The organism is Alphaproteobacteria bacterium (assembly GCA_020638555.1).
GTDB lineage: Bacteria > Pseudomonadota > Alphaproteobacteria > Bin95 > Bin95 > JACKII01.
This window is the reverse complement of the sequence record JACKII010000004.1, coordinates 53837-74940: the sequence shown is the minus strand read 5'-3', so window position 1 is coordinate 74940 and position 21104 is coordinate 53837. Positions and strand designations below refer to the sequence as shown.

General features: G+C 66.2%; 19 protein-coding genes. 15 read left to right on the top strand and 4 right to left on the bottom strand.

Annotated elements, in window-relative coordinates; genetic code table 11:
* Nucleotides 1-16: 16 nt before the first annotated feature.
* Both H6844_14320 and H6844_14315 read left to right on the top strand, forming a co-directional pair.
* Nucleotides 17-763 carry a dienelactone hydrolase family protein gene (locus H6844_14320; GenBank protein MCB9930575.1) on the top strand — a complete coding sequence of 249 codons (747 nt, stop codon included), beginning with the start codon at nt 17-19 and terminating at the stop codon, nt 761-763.
* 5 nt (nt 764-768) lie between these two features.
* Nucleotides 769-1098 (top strand): hypothetical protein, encoded by a 330-nt coding sequence (locus H6844_14315; GenBank protein MCB9930574.1) that lies wholly within the window; start codon nt 769-771, stop codon nt 1096-1098.
* 96 nt (nt 1099-1194) lie between these two features.
* On the opposite strand, the gene H6844_14310 is transcribed toward H6844_14315, so the two are convergent.
* Nucleotides 1195-1656: a hypothetical protein gene (locus tag H6844_14310; GenBank protein ID MCB9930573.1), complete on the bottom strand. Its 462-nt coding sequence runs from the start codon at nt 1654-1656 to the stop codon at nt 1195-1197.
* 233 nt (nt 1657-1889) lie between these two features.
* Here H6844_14310 and H6844_14305 point away from each other — a divergent pair, with 233 nt between their 5' ends.
* The 3 genes from H6844_14305 to H6844_14295 all read left to right on the top strand — a co-directional run bounded on the left by H6844_14305 (nt 1890) and on the right by H6844_14295 (nt 4745).
* Complete coding sequence (locus H6844_14305) at nt 1890-2213, top strand: hypothetical protein (GenBank protein MCB9930572.1); 324 nt, start codon at nt 1890-1892, stop codon at nt 2211-2213.
* Nucleotides 2214-2674: 461 nt separating this feature from the next.
* Nucleotides 2675-3715, top strand: coding sequence for a hypothetical protein (locus H6844_14300; GenBank protein ID MCB9930571.1), 1041 nt, complete (start codon nt 2675-2677; stop codon nt 3713-3715).
* A gap of 7 nt (nt 3716-3722) precedes the next feature.
* Complete coding sequence (locus tag H6844_14295) at nt 3723-4745, top strand: hypothetical protein (protein ID MCB9930570.1); 1023 nt, start codon at nt 3723-3725, stop codon at nt 4743-4745.
* Between the two features lie 54 nt (nt 4746-4799).
* Here H6844_14295 and egtD read toward each other — a convergent pair whose 3' ends face one another.
* Both egtD and H6844_14285 read right to left on the bottom strand, forming a co-directional pair.
* Nucleotides 4800-5753 carry an L-histidine N(alpha)-methyltransferase gene (gene egtD, locus H6844_14290; protein MCB9930569.1) on the bottom strand — a complete coding sequence of 318 codons (954 nt, stop codon included), beginning with the start codon at nt 5751-5753 and terminating at the stop codon, nt 4800-4802.
* Nucleotides 5750-7033, bottom strand: coding sequence for an ergothioneine biosynthesis protein EgtB (locus H6844_14285; protein ID MCB9930568.1), 1284 nt, complete (start codon nt 7031-7033; stop codon nt 5750-5752). The genes egtD and H6844_14285 overlap by 4 nt, the downstream gene beginning before the upstream one ends.
* Nucleotides 7034-7233: 200 nt before the next feature.
* Between H6844_14285 and H6844_14280 the strand changes: the two genes are divergently transcribed.
* From H6844_14280 to H6844_14255, 6 genes are all read left to right on the top strand, one after another.
* Entirely contained in the window at nt 7234-8145 is a 912-nt protein-coding gene (locus tag H6844_14280) for a DMT family transporter (protein ID MCB9930567.1), read from the top strand.
* A 99-nt stretch (nt 8146-8244) separates the two neighbouring features.
* Nucleotides 8245-8979 carry a VWA domain-containing protein gene (locus H6844_14275; GenBank protein ID MCB9930566.1) on the top strand — a complete coding sequence of 245 codons (735 nt, stop codon included), beginning with the start codon at nt 8245-8247 and terminating at the stop codon, nt 8977-8979.
* Nucleotides 8980-8994: 15 nt separating this feature from the next.
* On the top strand, nt 8995-9714 hold the full coding sequence (locus H6844_14270; GenBank protein ID MCB9930565.1) for a DnaJ domain-containing protein: 720 nt from the start codon (nt 8995-8997) through the stop codon (nt 9712-9714).
* Nucleotides 9715-9806: 92 nt separating this feature from the next.
* Complete coding sequence (galU, locus tag H6844_14265) at nt 9807-10685, top strand: UTP--glucose-1-phosphate uridylyltransferase GalU (GenBank protein ID MCB9930564.1); 879 nt, start codon at nt 9807-9809, stop codon at nt 10683-10685.
* Between the two features lie 106 nt (nt 10686-10791).
* Nucleotides 10792-12135 carry a UDP-glucose/GDP-mannose dehydrogenase family protein gene (locus H6844_14260; GenBank protein MCB9930563.1) on the top strand — a complete coding sequence of 448 codons (1344 nt, stop codon included), beginning with the start codon at nt 10792-10794 and terminating at the stop codon, nt 12133-12135.
* A 9-nt stretch (nt 12136-12144) separates the two neighbouring features.
* Nucleotides 12145-13524 (top strand): phosphomannomutase/phosphoglucomutase, encoded by a 1380-nt coding sequence (locus tag H6844_14255; protein ID MCB9930562.1) that lies wholly within the window; start codon nt 12145-12147, stop codon nt 13522-13524.
* A 9-nt stretch (nt 13525-13533) separates the two neighbouring features.
* Here H6844_14255 and H6844_14250 read toward each other — a convergent pair whose 3' ends face one another.
* The gene (locus H6844_14250; GenBank protein MCB9930561.1) at nt 13534-14760 is read right to left on the bottom strand and encodes a helix-turn-helix transcriptional regulator; all 1227 of its coding nucleotides are present in this window, start codon (nt 14758-14760) and stop codon (nt 13534-13536) included.
* Nucleotides 14761-15139: 379 nt separating this feature from the next.
* Between H6844_14250 and ppk2 the strand changes: the two genes are divergently transcribed.
* The 4 genes from ppk2 to H6844_14230 all read left to right on the top strand — a co-directional run bounded on the left by ppk2 (nt 15140) and on the right by H6844_14230 (nt 21068).
* Nucleotides 15140-16120, top strand: a complete 981-nt coding sequence (gene ppk2 / locus H6844_14245; protein MCB9930560.1) for a polyphosphate kinase 2 — start codon at nt 15140-15142, stop codon at nt 16118-16120.
* Nucleotides 16121-16508: 388 nt separating this feature from the next.
* A complete protein-coding gene (locus H6844_14240) occupies nt 16509-17165 on the top strand; it encodes a hypothetical protein (protein MCB9930559.1) in 657 nt (218 codons plus the stop codon).
* 255 nt (nt 17166-17420) lie between these two features.
* Nucleotides 17421-19874 (top strand): 5-amino-6-(D-ribitylamino)uracil--L-tyrosine 4-hydroxyphenyl transferase CofH, encoded by a 2454-nt coding sequence (gene cofH / locus H6844_14235; protein MCB9930558.1) that lies wholly within the window; start codon nt 17421-17423, stop codon nt 19872-19874.
* Between the two features lie 252 nt (nt 19875-20126).
* Nucleotides 20127-21068, top strand: coding sequence for an AEC family transporter (locus H6844_14230; GenBank protein MCB9930557.1), 942 nt, complete (start codon nt 20127-20129; stop codon nt 21066-21068).
* Nucleotides 21069-21104 lie beyond the last annotated feature (36 nt).

The following is a 21104-nucleotide window of genomic DNA, read 5'->3' as shown; positions in this document are numbered from 1 at the left end:
GGGAAAGGAACATCCGATGGCGTATGAAAGCATGATTGCGGAGTCGGTCTCGGTCCAAGGCCACAAGGGCGAGATGATCTCCGCCTACACCGCCCGGCCGATGGGGGCGGGGCCGTTCCCCGGCGTCGTCCTGATCCACCACCTGCCCGGCTGGGGCGAGTTCTACCGCGAGATGACGCGCAAATTCGCCCATCACGGCTATGCCGCGATCAGCCACAATCTCTACCACCGCATCGGCGAGGGCCATGCGGACGACGTGGCCGCCAAGGCCCGGGCCGAGGGCGGCGTCGCCGACGACCAGGTGATCGGCGATACCGAGGGCGCGGTCCAGTGGCTCAAGGCCCAGCCCTATTGCAACGGCAAGATCGGCGTGATCGGCTCCTGCTCCGGCGGGCGCCAGGCGTTCCTTTATGCCTGCAACACCGACAGCATCGACGCGGTGGTCGAGCTTTGGGGCGGCCGCGTCGTGCAGGCGGAGGACGACCGTCCGGCGAAACAGCCGGTGCCGCCGATCGACATGACCAAGACCCTGTCCTGTCCGATCCTCGGGATTTTCGGCAACGAGGACCGTTCGCCCAGCCCCGAACAGGTCGACCAGCACGAGGCCGAGTTGAAAAAGCACGGCAAGGATTACGACTTCCATCGCTATGACGGCGCCGGCCACGGCTTCTTCTACTACCACCGCCCCATGTACCGGGTGGAGCAGGCGCTGGACGGCTGGGAGAAGATCTTCGCCTTTTTCGGCCAGCGCCTGGCGGGGTAGGGGCCATGTGCACGTCCATCGTCGAGATCGCGCAAGCGGAGGGCATGGCCAAGAACGGCACCGCCTGGTTTCCGCTGACCCATGCGGTGGTGGCCTTCGACCATGCCCGCTATGCCATGCTGGAGGACGCGATCCTCATCGACTTCGTCAACCACACCCGTGGGCCCGGTGCCCGCGGCGCCGTGGAACTGACGCTGGAGTCGGCCCGGGCGCTGCATGCGGTTCTGGGCCGGGTGATCGACGCGGCCGAGCGCGAGGAATACGGCCGCCCCGCGGCAGACGCGCCGGACATTGCGGCAGACACTCCCATCCGCGTGCTGGCGGACGCCGACTGAGGCACGTCCCGGCCGCCGCGGAGCGGTGCGCCGGGACCGGTCGCTCTCGCGAACACCGCCCCACCGCCGTCCGTGCCAAACACGGACGGTTTGCGGCTATTTCATCGCGCCGGTGACGTTGATCCCCAGGTCATAGACCAAATGACCGCCGAAATAGGCCGTGACGACGACCATAACCGCCACGACCGCCGTCGCGGCAATGGCAACCAGCGCGCCCGCCGGCTGCCGGTCGATCCCGGTCCGCCACAACACCAGCCGCACCGCGGCCACCGCGGCAAAGACGATGGCCGTGGTCGTGCCCCAGCCCTCGTGCGTTTCCAGAACGGCGGTGGCGACCCCTTTGCCGACCGCGATGTCATAAGCCATGTCGCCGAACACGAATGCGACCACCGCAGCGATACCGCCGAGCGTCATGACGACCGTGCCGGTCTGCAACCGGATCAACCCCTGGCTGTCATTGCGGCCAAAGGCAAACCACCAGAGGTCGAACGCCAGCGCGAGCAGCGCCAGCACAATCGGGAAATGGACCAGCATCGGATGGATGTGTTCGATCGGCATATTGCGCCTCGGGCTTGCGGTTGGTTTGGGGGGCCATTCAAATAGACGCTGGAGACATCGTTCAATTGGAGTTTGGTCGACTCGATTGGAGTTAGTTTGACCGCCCGTCGTGCCTGTCACAAGCCTCCGCCGGCTTCGGTGCGCATGAGCGACCGGGGCATGCGTCCGCGCACGGTAGGGTTTGACCGATCCCCGACCGGGGCGTACCGTTCTTGCGGGCGGATGCCGGCCCGGTGCCGCAGCCGCAATTCTGCCAGGGAGGTCTCTCTTTGAAGATCGTCAACCCCGCGTTCGGGTTGCAGCCCGCCTCGGTCGCAGCGGCCAAAGCCGTTGCCGCGCCGACGGACTGGCTCAGCGACCCCATCGCCATCATCTCGAACTCCAAGGCCAATGCGCAGGCGCTGCTCGAAGGCGTACGCAGGCTGATGGGTGAGTTCCGGCCGGTCGACAATGTCGACTATTTCTACAAGGACAGCGCCGCCAAGCCGGCGCCGGCGGACCTGATCGAGCACGTCGCCAAAAACTACAAGGGCGCGATTCTCGCCTTGGCCGATTGAGGGTCGTGCTCGTCGTGGAGTTTCCATGACAGTACGACCCTGGAATCCCAAGGCGTTGAAACCTTTATCGTCGTCACCGAGACCTTCCTGCCGCTGGTCCGTGCCCAGGCGAAGGCCCGCAAGGCCGACCCGAAGCTGCTGATCGTCAAGCATCCGGTCGGCGGTCTGAACGAGGCCGAACTGCGCGAGCGGATCGAAACGGCGTTCGGTGCCCTGAAACTGGCCGTCGCCGCCTGAGGCGGCGCGCTGGCTGGCGTGGCGGTTCCTCCTGGCCTCCAACTCTGGCCACGGAATCCGCGCGCCATGCCATTCACCCTGAGTAGGCCCTTCAGGGCCGTATCGAAGGGGCGCCCCTCGATACGCGCTTCGCGCTACTCGGGATGAGAGGTCGGAGCTGTTCGTGGCTAAGAACGGCCCGCAATGAGTGTGTCTGCAAGTCAAACGGAAAAGGTAAGACGCCGATGAGCGATCCGGCAGAACAGGAGGTCCTGGACCTCGGCGACATGGACGTGGATGCGTTCAACGACTACGCCATCGAACAGGGCTGGAGCGACGGCCTGCCGCTCGTGCCGCCGACCGAGGAAAAGGTCGCCCGCTTCGTCGAGACCTGTCGCGGCGACAACGAGCCGTTTCCGCCGATGACTCCGCGCCAGGTGCTGCCGACGCTGCAAACCATCGCCGCCAACGCCGTCATGGCCGGCTGCAAGCCCGAGTATTTTCCGGTGGTGGTGGCGGCCGTTCGGGCGATCCTGAAACCCGAATACAACCTGCACGGCACGCTGGCGACGACGCATCCGTGCTCGCCCATGCTGATGGTCAACGGCCCGCTGCGGCATGAACTCGGCATCAACTGCTCCAGCAATTGCTTCGGCCAGGGCACCCGCGCCAATGCGGGCATCGGCCGGGCGGTGCAACTCACCGTGCTGAATGTCGGCGGCGGCAAGCCCGGCACCATGGACCGCGCCACCCAGGGCTCGCCCGCCAAATACGCCTTCTGCTTCGGCGAGAACCAGGAGGAGAGCCCGTGGGCGCCCTATCACGTCCGCCGCGGCTTCGACGCCGGCGATAGCGTCGTCACCGCCCTGCCGACCGAGCCGCCGCACAACATCAACGACCACGGTTCGACCACCGGCCTCGGCATTTTGCAGACGGTGGCGGGCACGATCTCGCAGACCGGCTCGAACAATATCTACGGCAAGGCGCCCTTCATGATCGCCTTCGGCCCGGAGCACGCCGCCACCCTGAAACGCGACGGCTGGAGCGTCGAGGCGGTGCAGGAAAAGCTCTACGAACTTTCCGCCGTGCACTATTCCCGCGTCTCCGAGGACAACCGTCGCAATTACGAGGAGCGGGAGCAGTTTCCGGTCAACGACCTGTACTATCTCGCCGGTTCGCCGGCCGGCATTCAGGTCGTGGTGGCCGGCGGCCCCGGCAAGCATTCGGCATTTCTGCCGACCTTCGGCTTCACCGAGGCCTGCTCCGTCCGGATTGCGAGCCGGTGAGCCATCCATGAGCATTGTCGAGCGCGACGGCCCATTCCCGCTCTACCGCGAGGACGCGGCGTGGGACGCCGTGCAGGCGGACCTGGCCGAGCGCGGCCTTGCCGACGGCCTGCCGCAGGTTCCGCCGACCGCGCGCCGCCTAGACGCGATGGTGGCGGGCACGGCCGAGCCGGACCGCTCCTTTGGCCTCATGCCGCCGCTGTTCGGCGACCTGACGCCGGCGTCGGTGGGCTATTGCTGCGTTCTGGCCGGCTGCGTGCCGGCGGAACTGCCGGTCGTGCTGACCGCCGCCGAGGCCTGTCTTGCCGATGAGTTCAACCTGCTGGGCCTGCTGACCACGACCGGCACGCCGGCGGTGGCGGTGATGGTGAGCGGGCCGCTCGCCCGCACGTTGGGGCTGAATGCCGGCACCAACTGCCTCGGACCCGGCAATCGCGCCAATGCCTGCATCGGCCGGGCGCTGGCGCTGGTGACCCGCCTGATCGGCGGCGCGGTCGAGGGCGTCGGCGACATGGCGACCATGGGCCAGCCGGGCAAATACGGCTTTTGCTTTGCCGAGGGAGAGGGGGGCTTGCTGCCGTCCCTAGCGGTGCGTCGCGGCCTGCCGGAAGGCGCGAGTGCGGTCACGGTGTTCGGCGTCTCCGGCACGATGGAGGTGCTTCCGCTCGACGCTCGCGACACGCCGGAGGCGGTGCTGACCCCCGTCGCCGCCGCCATGATCGCCGCCGCCGCGGTGGCCAGCAGCGGCCGCGCACGCGAACCGGGCGAGCAGGTGGTGCTGATCCCGCCCGAACTCCTGGGAACGCTCGCCAAAGGCGGCTGGGGCCTGCCGGAGATCCAGACGTTTCTGTTCGAAGCCGCCGGGGCGGATATCCCCGGCATCGCCGCGGTTTCCCGCCAATCGCCGGTGGCGGCCGAGCCTGCCGCCATCACGCCGATCGAGACCGGCGGCGCCGGGGTGAAAATGACCCTTCTTCCCCTCTGGGCCGGCGGCAGCCGCAGCCAAACCCGCATGATCCGCCCCCGGTAAGGCGCTCTCATACTGGCCGGCCGAAGCGGCTCCGCCGCCTCGGGGGTGCGGTGTTTACGCGACTTTCAGCAGATGCAGGCTGAACCATTCCTTTGCATCGCACCACGTCCGCGCTGTCTGCCATCCGGCCCGTGCCGCCAGCGCGGCGAAGCCCGCCAGCGTGTATTTGTGCGAGCATTCGGTGTGGATGGTCTCGCCCTCGGCAAAGCCGAACTTCTGCCCGCCAACCGTGACCGTCTGCGCCGCCCGGCTCACCAGATGCATCTCGATCCGCCCCAGCGCGGCATTGTAGAAGGCGCGGTGGCGGAAGCGCTCCGGCGCAAAATCCGCGCGGACCAGGCGGTTCAGATGGTTCAGCATGTTGAGGTTGAAGGCCGCGGTTACGCCCGCCGCGTCGTTATAGGCCCGGTTCAGCACGCCCTCGTCCTTGACCAGGTCGACGCCGATCAGCATGTCGCCGCCGCGCAGCACCTGCCGCGCCGTCGCCAGGAAGGCCTCCGCCTCGTCGGGGAGAAAATTGCCGATGGTGGAGCCCGGGAAGAACCCGGTCAGCCGGGCCCCCGCCAGGGCCGGATGCGCCGGCAGGTCCAGCGGCTTGGTGAAGTCGCCGGTGACCGGCAGCACGGTCAGGCCCGGATAGGCCTCGGCCAGCGGCGCCACCGCCTCGTTCAGGTGCTCGCCGCTGATGTCGATGGGGACGAAGGCGCGCGGGCGCTCCAGCACGTCCAGCAGCAGGCGGATTTTCTCGACATTGCCGGCGCCGAATTCGACGATCGCCGCCTCCGGCCCGATCGCACGCCCGATTTCGGCCCCGTGTTCCCGCAAAATGCCCAGTTCGGTGCGGGTCGGATAGTATTCCGGCAACCGCATGATCTGCTCGAACAGTTCGGAGCCGTGCGCGTCGTAGAAGAATTTCGGCGATAGCACCTTTTGCGGCAGGCTCAGGCCCGCCAGCACCTCTTTCAGCGCTTCCGCGTCGATTGCCCCCGCGTTCACCGGATCGCTCATACCAGCGGCCCTTCCACATCCTGGGCCAGACGCACGCCGGAACAGTGCCAGCGCGTGCCCGCGGGGAAGAAGTTGCGATAGCTGGTCCGCATCTGATTTTTTGGCGTCCAGGCGCAGCCGCCGCGCAGAACCATTTGATTCACCATAAATTTTCCGTTGTATTCGCCGATAGCGCCGGGCGGGGTGCGATAGCCGGGATAGGGGCTGTAATGGCTCTGGGTCCACTCCCAGACCGTGCCCCAGGCCTGGCGCAGGCCGTGCGCGTCCGGAGCATCGGTCAGGGCCGGCCGCGGTTCCATCGCCCCGTTCTCCAGAAACTGGCCCGCGACGGGGGCGCCGTTCACCGCCACCTCCCATTCCGCCTCGGTCGGCAGGCGGAAGCCGGTCCAGCGGGCATAGGCGTCGGCCTCGAAATAGCTGAGGTGCGAGACCGGGGCGCGCGGATCGACCGGCTGCCATCCGTTCAGCGTGAACCGCTCCCAGCCGCCGGCATCGGTCTCGCGCCAGTAGAGCGGCGCCTGCCAGCCCTCGGCCTGCACGGTCGCCCAGCCTTCCGACAGCCACAGTTCCGGCCGCCCGTAGCCGCCGTCGGCCATGAATTCCAGCCAGGCCCCGCAGGTCTCCGGCCGGGAGGCGAGGCGAAACGGGCGCAGAAACACCTGATGGTGCGGCCCCTCGTTGTCGAAGGCGAAACCGTTGCCGCGATGGCCGATCTCGACCATGCCGCCCTCGTTATAGACCCAGCTTTCCGACGCGGTCGCCCCGATGGCGGGCTCCGGCGGGGCCGTATAAGCCGGCCCGGTCGGGTTGCACGACAGCACGTGCTTGATATCCATCACCAGCAATTCCTGGTGCTGCATTTCGTGATGCAGGCCCAGGGTGATGCGCTCGGCAATGCGCGGCCAGTCGGCCGGGGAGGCAGTTTCGATCAGGCGCGCCATACGCTCGTCGACGGCGGCCCGGTAGGCGCCGACCGCCTCGGCTCCGGGCCGGGTGATCAGGCCCCGCTGCGGCCGCGAATGGCGAGGCCCGGCCTGCTCGTAATAGGAGTTGAACAGGAAGGCATAATCCGGGTCGACCGGCGCATAGCCCGGCTGGAATTCGCCCAGCAGGAAGGTCTCGAAGAACCAGGTGGTGTGTGCCCGGTGCCATTTCGTCGGCGAGACATCGGGCATGGACTGGACGGTCTGGTCCTCCGGCGAAAGAGGTGCCGCCAGCGCCTCGGTTTGAGACCTGACGGCCCGATACCAGGACAACAGGGATTGGCGGTCGCCGTGCATGGGAAGCCTCCCGGCGCGTTGCGTAAGCCATGGTTTAGACCTACGCGAGGATTTGGGCGACGCCAAGACCGCAACCGGAAATACCCTGCGCTACGCTGCTCCGAACCCGGCAAGTGCATGGTGCCTTTGCACAATTCGCAAGGCTTTTGCCGGCGGATATGCGATATAAGCGCGGCTCCCATCTTCCAGGATCGTGATCCATGACCGCTGTGGCCGCCATGCAAGGCGTCTTCGCCCGCTCGTCCGGCACTGCCCAGGGCATGGTGTTGATGCTGTTTTCCACCGTCTGCTTCGTTTGCATGCAAAGCATGATCCGCTATGTCGGCGAGACATTGCCGCCGTTCGAGGTGGCGTTTTTCCGCAACCTGTTCGGTTTGGTGGCGCTGACACCGATTTTCCTGCGCCAGGGCCTGCGGCCGCTCAAGACCCGCAAGCTGCACCTGCACGCCGCCCGTGGCGTGATCCAGTCCAGCGGCATGCTGGCGTTTTTCACCGGCGTGACGCTGATCCCGCTCGCGCAGACGACGGCCCTGAGTTTCTCGGCGCCGCTGTTTGCCACCCTGCTGGCCATCCTGGTGTTGGGCGAGCGCGTGCGCATCCGCCGCATCACCGCCCTGGCCCTGGGCTTTTGCGGCATGCTGCTGGTGGTGCGCCCCGGTTTTGCGGAGCTGAACCTGGGAACGATTCTCATCATTTGCTCGTCCCTGACCTGGGGCACGGCCATCGCCATCATCAAGTCGATGAGCAAGACCGAAAGCAGTGCCACGCTGACGGTCTATATGGGCCTGTTCCTGACCCCGATTACCGGCGTCTTCGCCTTTTTCGTCTGGCAGAATCCCAGTTGGGAGCAGTTGGGCTGGCTGTTCGCCATCGGCTGCCTCGGTACGCTCGGCCATCTGTCTTTTGCCCAGAGCTTCCGCAAGGCGGAGTCCACCGCCGTGCTGCCGCTCGATTTCACCCGCCTGATTTGGGCCAGCGCGGTCGGCTTCCTGGTCTGGCAGGAAATCCCCGATGCCTGGGCCTGGATCGGCGGCAGCGTCATCTTCGGCAGCGCCACCTATATCGCCTATCGCGAGGCGCGGCTGGCCCGCGCCGCCAAGGCAGCCGCCTGAACACCCTCGTTCGGAAAGATCGGGGCGAACACCCGGAATTGACAGGGGTTTCGCCATTGCCCCTTTCTTTCCGGCGGTTTGCGCGCCACATTCTGAGACATGGCACGGGATATCGACAAAGCGCGCGGCAAGGCCCCGGCCTCGCCGGTGCGATCCGCGGCGGTGGATGCATTCCTCGCCAGGGTTAGGACTGCGCCGAAACCGGCCAGCGGGGCGATGGGGCGGTTGATCTTCGCGCTCGACGCCACCGCATCCCGGCAACCCTCGTGGGATCGCGCCATGCACCTCCAGGCCGAGATGTTCCAGGAGGCGGCGAGCGTCGGCAATCTGGCCATCCAACTGGTGTTCTATCGCGGCTTCGGCGAGTGCAAGGCCTCGAAATGGTATACGGATTCCACTGCCTTGTTGCGGGCCATGACCGGCGTGACCTGTCTTGGCGGCCAGACCCAGATCGGCAAGGTGTTGAGGCACGCCCGGGACGAGGCAGCCAGGCAAAAGGTGGGCGCCCTGGTCTTTGTCGGCGACGCGTTCGAGGAGGACATCGATCAGGTGTGCCATCGCGCCGGTGAACTCGGGCTTTCGGGCGTTCCGGCCTTCATGTTTCAGGAAGGCCCGAACCCGTTCGCCGCGAACGCGTTTCAGCAAATCGCCAAGCTGACCGGCGGTGCCTATTGCCCGTTCGACGAGGGCAGTGCCGCACAACTGGCGGAGTTGCTGCGCGCGGTGGCCGTGTTCGCTGCCGGCGGGCACAAGGCGCTGGCGGACTATTCCGGCGGCAACGCCGCGGGCGTCAAACGCCTTGCGGCGGCCATGAAGGCGCTGCCGCGGCGCTAGGGCGGAACTGGGGCTATGGTCGTCTATTTCTTTCTCGGAATCGTCCTGCTGTTCGGCTTCTGGCTGATCGGCCGCTGGTATGTGCAGGCGAACCCGGCGCAGATATCCGGCATTCTCAAGGCCATCGCTTTCGTGCTGGTGGTGGCCCTGATGATCACCTTTGTCGTGTTGGGGCGGGAGGCCTGGGCGCTGATGATGGCGCCGGCGCTGATCCCCTGGCTGATGCGCGCCCGGTCGTTGCGCAATATCTGGAAAGCCGGACAGGGGCCGAGCGGCGGCCAGAGTTCCAACGTCTCGACCGACTCGCTCGCCATGGAACTGGATCACGACACGGGCGAGATGGACGGGACGGTGCTGGCTGGCCCGTTCGAGGGCAGGCGTCTCTCCGACCTGGACGCCGTGCTGTTGGTCGATCTCTATCGTTGGATGGCCGCCAACGACGATCATGGCGCGCGCCTGCTGGAAGCCTATCTGGATCGCACCCTGGGTGCCGCCTGGCGCGAGGGCGCCGGCCATGGCTCGTCCAGTGCCGGCGAGCCGCCGCCCGACGCCGGCATGACCCGCGAGGAGGCGTTCCAGATCCTGGGGCTGGAGCCCGACGCCGATGCGGAAGCGATTCGCAAGGCCTACCGACGGTTGATGCAACACGCACATCCTGATAAGGGTGGCAGTCCGTATTTGGCGGCAAAGATCAATGAAGCCAAAGACTTGCTGCTGGGGTCGCAGGACGGTTAGGCCAGCATTGACGATTGACCGCATTGGTAGAAACCGGGATCGGCGGTATAGGCCGCGCCCGCAACCGTCTCGCTTCGTGCGAAGGAGCCTCCATGCCGCAAAAAGTGCGTACCGCGGTGTTTCCCGTTGGCGGTCTCGGCACCCGCTTTCTGCCCGCCACCAAGGCGATGCCGAAAGAGATGCTGCCGGTGGTCGATAAGCCGGTCATTCAATACGCGGTGGAGGAGGCGCGGGCAGCGGGCATCGAGCGCTTCATCTTCGTCACCGGCCGCGGCAAGCACGCGATCGAGGACCATTTCGACTACAGTTTCGAACTCGATACCCTGCTGGAGCGGCGCAATAACGGCGCGGCGCTCGACACCGTGCGCGGCATGATGCTGCCGCCGGGCGCCGTCGCCTATGTGCGGCAGATGGAGCCGCGCGGCCTCGGCCATGCGGTGTGGACCGCCAAGAACCTGGTCGGAAACGAGCCGTTTGCGGTGCTGCTGCCGGACGATGTGGTGCAGTCGAATTCCCCCTGCCTGCAACAGTTGATCGCAGTGCATGACGAAAAGGGCGGCAATGTCGTCGCCGTCATGGACGTGGAGCGGGAACACACCCGCCGCTATGGCGTGCTCGACGTCGCCCACGACGACGGCCGCCTCGCCACGGTCAAGGGCCTGGTGGAAAAGCCGGCGCCGGAGGACGCGCCGTCGACCCTCGCCATTATCGGCCGCTATGTTCTCGACCCGGAGGTGATGGACCTGCTGGAACAGCAGACCGTCGGCGCCGGCGGTGAGATCCAACTCACCGATGCCATGGCGCTGATGGTCGGCAGTCATCCGTTCCACGGCGTCCGCATCGAGGGCCGGCGTTTCGATTGCGGCGACAAGGTGGGCTATCTGGAAGCCAATATCGCCTACGCCCTGCAACGGCCGGACCTGAGGGAGGATGTGCGTGCCGTGATCGCTCCCTATTTTAACGGTGGTTAGGCGCCGATAGCGCAAAATAGGCGAAGTGCCGGGCGTCGGTCTTAGGGGCCTATGGCCAAAGGCGGGGGCCATGCGAAGCCCGGCAGCAAAAAGAAAGGCGAGAGTGATGAACATTGTCATGATCGGGGCCGGCTATGTCGGCCTGGTGACGGGGACATGCTTTGCCGAGTTCGGCTTCGACGTGACCTGCGTCGACGTCAATCCCCAGCGCATCCGGGCCCTTCGGCAAGGCGAGATCCCGATTTTCGAGCCGGGGCTGCGGGAAATGGTGGTTCGCCTGACCGCCGCCGGCCGCCTGCATTTCACCGATGACCTGGCCATGGAGGTGCCGGAGGCGGATCTGGTCTTCATCGCCGTCGGCACGCCGGAAAGCGCCGATGGTTCCGCCGACCTGCGCTATGTGTTTGGCGCGGCCGAGCAGATCGCCCGGTCCCTGCAGGGGGAAACGGTGGTCGTCACCAAATCGACCGTGCCGGTCGGCACCAACCGCAGGATCCGGGAGGTGCTGGCCCGCAACGCCCCGGCAGGCGCCGAGTGGGACCTGGTCTCGAACCCGGAATTCCTGCGCGAAGGCGCGGCGCTGGAGGATTTCCTGAACCCCGACCGCGTCATCGTCGGCTGCGAGAGCGAGCGTGCCAAGGCGGCGATGGACCGGCTCTACCAGCCGCTTTCGTCCCGGGGCGTGCCGGTGCTCTACACCGATCTGGTCACGGCGGAATTGATCAAATACGCCGCCAACGGTTTCCTCGCCACCAAGATCACCTTCATCAACGAGATGGCCGATCTGTGCGAGAAGGCCGGCGCCGACGTGCAGCAGGTCGCCAGGGGCATCGGCATGGACGACCGCATCGGCCCGCGCTTTCTGGCGCCGGGGCCCGGCTATGGCGGCTCGTGCTTCCCGAAAGACACCGCCGAACTGGCCCACACCGCCCGCCACGCCTATGGCACGCCGTTGCGCATCATCGAGACCGTGTCCGATATCAACGACAAGCGCAAATTCGCCATGGCCGAGCGGGTGGTCGCCGCCCTCGGCGGGCGGGCGGCCGCACGGGGCAAGACGGTCGCCGTCCTCGGCCTGACCTTCAAGCCCGAGACCGACGACATGCGCGAATCCCCGGCGCTGGTGATCGTGCCGGAACTGCTGAAGGCCGGCATCGCCGTCCGTGCCTTCGATCCGGAAGGCATGGCCACCGGCAAGGCGGAGCTGGGCGACGGTCCGTACTATGCCCGCGACCCGGACGACGCGCTCTCCGGCGCCGACTGCGTTGCCATCGTCACCGAATGGCGGCAGTTCCGCAGCCTGCCCGTCGAGCGGGTCAAGGCGCTGATGAAGGCGCCGGTGATGGTCGACATGCGCAATCTGTATGACCCGGCGGAGATGCGCGCCGCCGGCTTTACCTATTACGGCATCGGCCGCGGCTATGCCGCCGAACCGCAGACCGCCGGTTGAGGGCCCACCATGCAGCACGCATTCAACCCGACCATTCTGCGCGAGTACGACATTCGCGGCGTTGTCGGCGACACCCTGCACACGACCGACGCTCGCGCCATCGGCCAGGCGTTTGCCACGGTCGCGCGAGCGCGCGGCGCCACCCGCATCGCGGTCGGCTATGACGGCCGCCTGTCCTCGCCGGCCATGGCCGATGCCGTGGTCGAGGGACTGGCCGCCGGCGGCGTCGACGTGGTGCGCGTCGGGCTCGGGCCGACGCCGATGCTGTATTTCGCCGGTTATCACCTGGCGGTCGACGGCGGTATCCAGATCACCGGCAGCCACAACCCGCCCGATTACAACGGCTTCAAGATGACGTTGCTGAAGAAGCCGTTCTACGGGGAGGATATTCAGGAAATCGGCCGCATCGCCGCCGCCGGTGCGTTCGCAACGGGTGCGGGCGCCGTCAGCAGTGCCGACATCCAGCAGGCCTATGTCGACCGGATGCTGGAAGATTTCACGCCCGGCCGCCCGCTGACCGTTGTCTGGGATTGCGGCAACGGTGCTGCCGGCCCCTCGGTCGAGGCCCTGGTTGCCCGGCTTCCGGGCCGACACACGGTGCTGAATGCGCCGGTGGACGGCACCTTTCCCGCGCATCACCCCGACCCGACCCTGCCGGAAACGCTGGAGCAACTCCAGGCCGCGGTGAAGCAGGCCGGCGCGGAACTCGGCATCGCCTTCGACGGCGATGGCGACCGGATCGGCGTCATCGACGGCGAGGGCGAGGTGCTGTGGGCGGACCAGTTGCTGGTGCTGCTGGCGCGGGACGTGCTCTCCCGCCATCCGGGCGCGACCGTCATCGCCGACGTCAAGGCCAGCCAGGTGCTGTTCGACGCCGTCGCGGCGGCGGGCGGGCAACCGTTGATGTACCGCACCGGCCATTCGCTCATCAAAGCCAAGATGGCCGAGGTGGGGGCGCCGCTCGCCGGCGAGATGAGCGGTCATATCTTCTATGCCGACCGCTATTACGGCTATGACGACGCCCTTTACGTGGCCGTGCGCACCCTGGGCGTGCTGGCCGGCGGCGGGCAGACCCTGGCGGATTTCCGCCGCACGCTGCCGGCGGTGGTGAACACGCCGGAACTGCGCTTCACCTGCGCCGAGGACCGCAAATTCGTCGTGCCGGCCGAGGTGCACGAGCGCCTGAAAGCCGAGGGTGCCGATGTCGACGCCACCGACGGTGTGCGGGTCAACACGGCCGATGGCTGGTGGCTGCTGCGCGCCTCCAACACCCAGGACGTGCTGGTCGCCCGCTGCGAGGCCGCGGATCAGTCGGGGCTCGACCGGCTGAAACAGGCGCTGGCGGGCCAGTTGCAGGCCAGCGGGGTCGCGTTGCCGCCCGGGTTTTGAGGGGCCGGGTCAGCGATCCTCAACCGGTTTCGCGACGAGGTTCGCGTCGTCGGCCGGAAGCAGGTAGTCGGCGCCAAAACAGGACATCAGCCGGACCAGCTGGGTGCGGTTCGACGTTTCGGTTTTGCTGAGTACGGATTTGACCTGGGTGTTGATGGTCTGGGGCGAGCGCGAGCGGCGGTCGGCGATTTCGTTGTTGCTCAGCCCTTCGCCGATCATCGACAGGGTCGTGGTTTCGGCTTTCGTCAGGCCGAAACGCCGGCGCATCGATTCCAGGTCGAACGGCACCGGCCGGGTCGTATCCAGGCTGAAAATCACCGCGCCGTCGAACGCGCGCGTTCCCGCCTCGTCCAGGCGATGCAACGGCGCCACCTCGATGCAGAGCGCCCCGATGGTGGTGGAGCCGACCACTTCGGCCTGGAACTTGGCGAAGGTCAGCGCTTCCTTGCGCGGGCGCGCGCCGAACCTGCCGTGCATCATCACATCCGAAAGCAGGTCGTTCAGATGCTTCTGCGCGGCGTTGTCCAACGTGGTCAGCCGCTTGTTCCCGTCGATCGTGTAGGTCGGATAGGCGTCGACCTGCCGCCCGAATTCTCCGTTCATGGCCTCGATCCGGCCGAACCGGTCCAGCAAGCAGACGCCCATGCGCAGCCGGTCCATGGCCTTCAGCAAGTGTCGATTGGTGCGGGCCAGCTGGCGCGAGGCGCGACCGAGTTCGATCGCCTTGGCAAGGTGTGGCAGCAGAATGGCCATCTTCGCCCGCACTTCGGCGGTCAGCCCGGGGCCCTCCTTGCCGAAATGGACGGAAAACCGCGCCTGCAACGTGTTATCCTTGTCGAGCAGGCAGCCCGCGCGCTCCACCACGCCGATGGCCTGCATGCGCTGGACGCTGGGGCGGGCCAGGAACTCGTCCAGTTGATCGCCGGCCAGTGTGGTCTGATCGATCAGGTCGATTGCATCCGTGATTTTCGACAGGTGTTCGTACCGGGCCTGATCCAGGAACTCATAATGGGCGAAGGAGTCCAGGTAGCGTTGTATCTGCTCCTGGCTATATCGGGTGCAGACATAGGGGGTGACAATCCGACGGGCGTCTCCCAGGCCTTCGATCTCGGAGACGATACAGCCGCGCGCGCCGATCGCATCGGCGAACCGGGTCAGCACTTCCGGCCACAGGCTTTGATTTTGGATGGTGTCGTAGATCGCTACGATGAGGTCGTTGAGGTCGGAGCCAAGCATAGTCAGTGTGATTCTAAGGTATGATTTTGTATGGTATGAACAATCTCCAATACCTGAAAAGTCCTATTATCCTGTTGGTTGGTAAGTTTTGGATAATTGTAATTCTCACCTCGACAGGCGGTTTTGCAGAGCCGGATTGGTTATCGTTGCCGGGTTTTGCATTACGCCAAGTTGATGGCCATGATGTCTTCTGGCGTTCGATCCTCCGGCGGCAGGATTGCGTGCGCCCGCCGTCACGGTGGAATAACCATTTACAGCCAACGACGGTATTTGTAGCGTGTCAAAACTGTTCGGTATTCCAGAACCCCGCCGGCCCTGGGGGGGCAACCGGTTTGAATCCGGCGGATCGAGCCGGTTGGCTGAACCGGAAGGAGTCGATATGCCATCGGAATTTGCAGAGAATTCGGACGGAACCGCTCCCACCGGCGCCGACGCCGCGTCGGACGCGCCGATGGCGGAACCGCATGTGGCCCGGTCGCTGGAACTCCGCCACGATCCGGAGGCCATCCGCCAAAGCTTTGAGACGGGCGAATACCCTTACACCAGCAAGATGCGCCGCAACGTATACGAGCGCCGCAAGGCGGCGTTGCAGGTAGAACTCCTGAAGGCGCAACGCTGGATCAAGGAAACCGACCAGCGCATCGTCATCCTGTTCGAAGGCCGGGACGCGGCGGGCAAGGGCGGCACGATCAAACGCTTCATGGAGCATCTGAATCCGCGCGGAGCGACGGTGGTGGCGCTGGAAAAGCCCTCGGACGTGGAACGCGGACAGTGGTTCTTCCAGCGGTATATCGCACATCTGCCGACCGCTGGCGAAATGGTCCTGTTCGACCGGTCCTGGTACAACCGGGCCGGGGTCGAGCGGGTGATGGGCTTTTGCTCTCCGCACGAATATCTGGAATTCATGCGCCAGACGCCGTTGCTGGAACAGATGTTCGTGCGCTCCGGCATCCTCTTGTTCAAATACTGGTTTTCCGTGACGCAGCAGGAACAACGCCGGCGGTTCGCGGCCCGCGGGACCGACCCGTTGAAACAGTGGAAGCTGAGCCCGATCGACCTCGCCAGCCTGGAGCGGTGGGAGGACTACACCGAGGCGAAGGAAGCGATGTTCTTTTACACCGACACCGCCGACGCGCCCTGGACCATCATCAAGTCGGATGACAAAAAGCGAGCGCGTCTCAACTGTATGCAGCATTTTCTCAATGCTTTGGATTATGAGGGTAAGGACCACCATGTGGTGACGGAGCCGGACCCGTTGATCGTCGGCCAAGGCGCACATGTCATCCACCGCGACCAGCACATCCTGGGGAAGGCGCTGCATCCCGATCAGCGCCGGGGGGAGAGCGAGCCGGACCGATAGGGCGGTGCCCGGTTTGTCCGCGGTGGGCGGCGCCTCTCCGATTTGGACGCGCGCTTTTGGCTGAGGCGCGGTCACGCCGACCCTCACCGGCATAAGCCCGCACCCATTCGAGTCGTGGTGCTCCGGGCGGCAGTGGAGGGAATAAGTCAGTATGACCGACTTGTTAGGTAAAAACCACTAATCGACTTGTATAAATATACAAGTTATCTACTTGTCTCTGCGATAAGATGCGCGGGTATTCGCGGGTTTTTTCTGTTTCTCGGAATGTTGGCGCGGATCTAAAGATGGACAGTTCCGGAAGCCGTCGTTGCGGGCCGAAGGTGGCGCAATCGAAGGTTCTGGAATTGTCCATATGCCACAAACCAAGTGGCAAAACAGGAGAGGCAGAATGAAGTTGCGCAAATCGGTAAGCGCGGTTGCGGCCGCGGCGTTGGCGGTCGCGTGGGCCGGGGCCGCCAGAGCGACGGTGGATTTCCTGGATGTCTTCGCGCCGCAACAGACCGGATGGGATTATACCGGCGTTACGGACGGATATCTGGGCCCGCTCAACAACCATGTGAATGTTTCCGGCGTGAGCCTGGGGTGGGCTCCCGGGGTGAATATCGCCGGTGTCACGCTGGGGTTTCGACTGCTGGGGTTCGATACCCTGGATGGCTTGATATGCTGCACGGATACGTTGAGCGTTGCCGTTGACGGCGTCACCCTGCTGTCCGGCACGTTCGGCGTCGGCAACGCGCAGCAGGTCTATATTGCGCCCGCGGGGTTGAGCGTCGACTTTCTCGGGGCGGTCGGGCCGCTGGGCCAACAGGGGCATGCTTCGGCTGTCTACGACATCGCATTCCAGATTCCGGATCTGACCGCCGGCATGCACACCTTTGCCTGGTCCTACACGCCATTGCAGTCTCTGGCGGACGAGTCGTGGGGCCTGGACAATGTCGTCATTCAACACCAGACGCCGGTTGGGGAACCGAACATGGTGGCGCTGCTCGGGGTCGGCATGGTCGGCCTGGGAGCGTTGATCCGGCGCAAGACCAAAACCGAATAGGCCTGACTCCGGAGGCTTGGGAGGCGATGCAGGGCGAGGCATCGCCTCCGCGACCGATGCGCGACACGGACGGCAGCCGATGCGCCGGGTTGGATGCGCCGGTATTTGACGTGGCCCCTGCTTCTCCGGCATAGTGATGCCTTGAGCCGCGATGCGGCCCCGGGGAGTGGCGCCGGGGCGGGCCTGGATCAGAGCCCGCGAGCAAATGCGTGAGCGCGAGGCGCTCGGTCGAAGAAACGCCAGTGGACACGCCCCATGTTTTCCCCAATCGTGGCCCGCGCCCGGGACGGCGCCCGCCTTGACGATGCCCAGGCCCGCGCGCTCGCCGATTGCTATGACCTTACCCTTCTGACCGAGGCGGCGGCGCATTTGCGCGACCGGGGTTTCGGCCCGCTCGTCACCTACAGCCGCAAGGTGTTCATCCCGCTCACGCATCTCTGCCGCGATGTCTGCCATTACTGCACCTTCGCCCAGGCGCCGCGCAATCTGACCAAGGCCTTCATGACCGTGGACGAGGTGGTCGCGGTCGCTGCCCGAGGCGCGGAAATGGGCTGCAAGGAGGCGCTCTTCACCCTGGGCGACCAGCCGGAGGCCCGCTATCGCGTCGCGCGCGAGGAGCTGGAGCGCATGGGTTTTGCCTCCACCCTCGACTATCTGCGCGCCTGCGCCGAGGCGGTGTTCGCGCAAACCGGCCTGATTCCCCACCTCAACCCCGGCGTGATGACGGCCGAACAGATCGCGGCGCTCCGCCCGGTCGCCGCCTCCATGGGCATCATGGTCGAGAGCCTGTCGGAGCGCCTGACCGAAAAGGGCATGCCGCACTACGGCTCGCCCGACAAACAGCCGGCCGCCCGCATCGCCACCCTGCGCGCCGCGGGCGAGGCGAAGGTGCCGTTCACCACCGGCATCCTCATCGGCATCGGCGAAACGCGGGCCGAGCGGATCGACTCCCTTCTGGCCATCCGCGCGATCCACGAGGAATTCGGCCATATCCAGGAAATCATCGTCCAGAATTTCCGCGCCAAGCCCGACACCAAGATGCATGCCGCGCCGGAGCCCTCGCTGGACGATTTGTTGTGGACCATTGCCGTCGCCCGCCTGATTTTCGGGCCGGAGATGAGCGTGCAGGCGCCGCCGAACCTCTCGCCGGAAGGGCTGCAACCCATCGTCGACGCCGGCATCAACGACTGGGGCGGGGTGTCGCCGCTGACCCCCGACTTCGTCAATCCGGAGGCGCCCTGGCCGCATCTGGACAAACTGGCCGCCGACACCGCCGCCGCCGGCAAGCACCTGGTCGAGCGCCTGACCGTCTATCCGCACTATGCCCAGCGGTCGGAGGCGTGGGTCGACCGCAAGCTGTTGAAGGCCGTGTTGCACGCGGTCGATGCCGATGGCCTCGCCCGCACCGACACCTGGTCGACCGGCGCGCCCGGCGACCCGCCCGAAGCCGACCTCCGCTGGCTGGCGGAAGACCAGACCGCCTCGCCGGAGGTGGCGCGCATCCTCGCCAAGCCCTTTGCCGGCGAGGGGCTGAGCGAGGCCGAGATCGTCACCCTGTTTCAGGCCCGCGGCCCGGACTTCGGTGCGGTCGCCCAGGCCGCCGACCGGCTGCGCCGGCAGGTGTCGGGCGAGACCGTGACCTATGTGGTCAACCGCAACATCAACTACACCAATGTCTGTTATTTCAAATGCCAGTTCTGCGCCTTCTCCAAGGGCAAGCTGACCGAGAACCTGCGCGGCGACCCCTATGTGGTGCCGCTGGACGAGATCCAGCGCCGCACCGTCGAAGCCTGGGAACGCGGCGCGACCGAGGTCTGCATGCAGGGCGGCATTCACCCGGCCTATACCGGCCAGACCTATCTGGACATCTGCCGGGCCGTGAAAGCCGCGGTGCCGCACATGCACGTGCACGCCTTCTCGCCGCTGGAGGTGTTCCAGGGGGCGGAGACGCTGGGCCGGCCGCTGCAAGACTATCTCTGGGACCTGAAAGAAGCCGGGCTCGACACGCTGCCCGGCACGGCCGCGGAACTGCTGGACGACGAGGTCCGCCGCATTCTCTGCCCTGACAAGCTCACCACCCAGCTCTGGCTCGATGGCATGCGCGCCGCGCACGCGGTCGGCTTCAAGACCACGGCCACCATCATGTACGGCCATGTGGAGCGGCCGGAGCACTGGGCGCGCCATCTGCTGCGCCTGCGCGACCTGCAGGCGGAGACCGGCGGCTTTACCGAGTTCGTGCCCTTGCCCTTCGTCGCGCACGAGGCGCCGTTGTATCTGAAGGGCCGCGCCCGCCCCGGCCCGACCTTCCGCGAGGCGGTGCTGATGCACGCGGTGGCCCGTCTGGCCCTGCACCCGCATTTCGGCAGCATCCAGACAAGCTGGGTCAAGATGGGCGAGGGCGGTGTCGCAGCGGCGCTGGCCGCCGGCGCCAACGATCTGGGCGGCACGCTCATGAACGAGAGCATTACTCGGGCGGCGGGAGCGGTGCACGGCGAGGAATGGCCGCCGCAGCAGATGGAACACGTCATCCGCCGCCTGGGTCGTGCGCCGGCCCAGCGCACCACGGACTATGGCACGCCGCCGGAAACGCAAACGCGGCGCTCGCGCCAGGCCGCGCCGCTGAGTGACGTCGTCAACCCGCTGGCCCGCGACTACCTGCGTGAGGACGCCGGCGAAAAGCGGGCGTTGGTCCGGCCCGGCATGAGGTGAGGCTGACGGTTGCGGGTGGCGGCCGCTCGCGCGCCGGCTGGCACCTGACCATTTGCGGCTTTCTCAAGCGCACTCTTCGCAGCGCCGGCCGGGTCCCATGCGTGAGGGCGTCCCATACGGCGTTGACCCTGTCGGGAACCCCGGACACGGGCCGCCGAACCACGACTGCGGTTTCGCCTCATTCGACAACCGGTAAGATGCTCGGCCCGTTGGAATATCGGTTTCCGACCCCGCAGGTCATGGTGGAAGAACGTGGTCATCGTAAACGCCGTATTGCCGATTTTCGGCTTCATCGTCCTTGGTTATGGTTTGGGGCGGACGCCGGTGCTGGCGGGGGAAGCGGCGAAAGGGTTGACGCAGTTCGTGTTCTTCTGCGCCATTCCCGCCCTGCTGTTTCGCGCCGGAACCCGCATCTTTGGCTCGGAAGCTCTGTCCCCCGATCTGCTGCTGGCGTTTTTCGGCGCCGGCGTCAGCCTGCATCTGGGCCTGACACTCTGGCTCTGGCGCCTGCGGCGCCGGCCCTTGCCCGAGGCGGCGATGGCCGGCATGACCGGGGTCTTCACCAACACGGTGATGTTGGGCCTGCCGCTCGCCCAGGCGCTTTACGGCGATTGGGGGCTGGTGCTGACGTCGTCGGTGATCGCGATCAACGGCCTGTTATACTACTCGCTGACCACGACGCTGATCGAACTCGGGCGCGGCGCGGGCGGCTCCGCGGGGCGGCAGGTGTGGAACGGCCTGAAGGGATTGGTGCGTAACCCGATCCTGATCGGTATGGCGGCGGGCTTGGCCTGGGGCGCCGTCGGTTGGCCGATTCCCGGCCCGGCGGCGCGCATGATCGACCTGCTCGCCGCGGCGGCCGCGCCGGTGGCCCTGGTGGCGTTGGGTGCCACGCTCTCGCAGTTTCGGCTGGCCGGCGACCTGGTCGAGGCCGTCTGGATGACGGCGTTCAAGCTGGCGCTCTACCCCGCCATCGCCGGCGGTATCGGCTATTTCGCGGTCGGCCTGCGCGGCGACACGCTCGCGCTCCTGATCCTGCTGGCCGGCCTGCCGATCGGGGTCAATCCGTTCCTGCTGGCCCGCCGGTATGAGGTGTATGTGCAGCGGTGCGGCAGCGCCGTGTTGCTGACCACGGTTGGCAGCGTGGTGACCCTGTCCCTGCTGATCGCAGTCCTGGGACCCGGAGCCAAATAGGGAAACGCCAGCGAAATCGGCGGATTCCGGTTGGTG

Coding starts and splice junctions, on each gene's coding strand:
- H6844_14320 (MCB9930575.1), top strand. CDS start 17: ATGGCGTATGAAAGCATGATTGCGGAGTCGGTCTCGGTCCAAGGCCAC.
- H6844_14315 (MCB9930574.1), top strand. CDS start 769: ATGTGCACGTCCATCGTCGAGATCGCGCAAGCGGAGGGCATGGCCAAG.
- H6844_14310 (MCB9930573.1), bottom strand. CDS start 1,656: ATGCCGATCGAACACATCCATCCGATGCTGGTCCATTTCCCGATTGTG.
- H6844_14300 (MCB9930571.1), top strand. CDS start 2,675: ATGAGCGATCCGGCAGAACAGGAGGTCCTGGACCTCGGCGACATGGAC.
- H6844_14295 (MCB9930570.1), top strand. CDS start 3,723: ATGAGCATTGTCGAGCGCGACGGCCCATTCCCGCTCTACCGCGAGGAC.
- egtD (MCB9930569.1), bottom strand. CDS start 5,753: ATGAGCGATCCGGTGAACGCGGGGGCAATCGACGCGGAAGCGCTGAAA.
- H6844_14285 (MCB9930568.1), bottom strand. CDS start 7,033: ATGCACGGCGACCGCCAATCCCTGTTGTCCTGGTATCGGGCCGTCAGG.
- H6844_14280 (MCB9930567.1), top strand. CDS start 7,234: ATGACCGCTGTGGCCGCCATGCAAGGCGTCTTCGCCCGCTCGTCCGGC.
- H6844_14275 (MCB9930566.1), top strand. CDS start 8,245: ATGGCACGGGATATCGACAAAGCGCGCGGCAAGGCCCCGGCCTCGCCG.
- H6844_14270 (MCB9930565.1), top strand. CDS start 8,995: ATGGTCGTCTATTTCTTTCTCGGAATCGTCCTGCTGTTCGGCTTCTGG.
- galU (MCB9930564.1), top strand. CDS start 9,807: ATGCCGCAAAAAGTGCGTACCGCGGTGTTTCCCGTTGGCGGTCTCGGC.
- H6844_14260 (MCB9930563.1), top strand. CDS start 10,792: ATGAACATTGTCATGATCGGGGCCGGCTATGTCGGCCTGGTGACGGGG.
- H6844_14255 (MCB9930562.1), top strand. CDS start 12,145: ATGCAGCACGCATTCAACCCGACCATTCTGCGCGAGTACGACATTCGC.
- H6844_14250 (MCB9930561.1), bottom strand. CDS start 14,760: ATGCTTGGCTCCGACCTCAACGACCTCATCGTAGCGATCTACGACACC.
- ppk2 (MCB9930560.1), top strand. CDS start 15,140: ATGCCATCGGAATTTGCAGAGAATTCGGACGGAACCGCTCCCACCGGC.
- H6844_14240 (MCB9930559.1), top strand. CDS start 16,509: ATGAAGTTGCGCAAATCGGTAAGCGCGGTTGCGGCCGCGGCGTTGGCG.
- cofH (MCB9930558.1), top strand. CDS start 17,421: ATGTTTTCCCCAATCGTGGCCCGCGCCCGGGACGGCGCCCGCCTTGAC.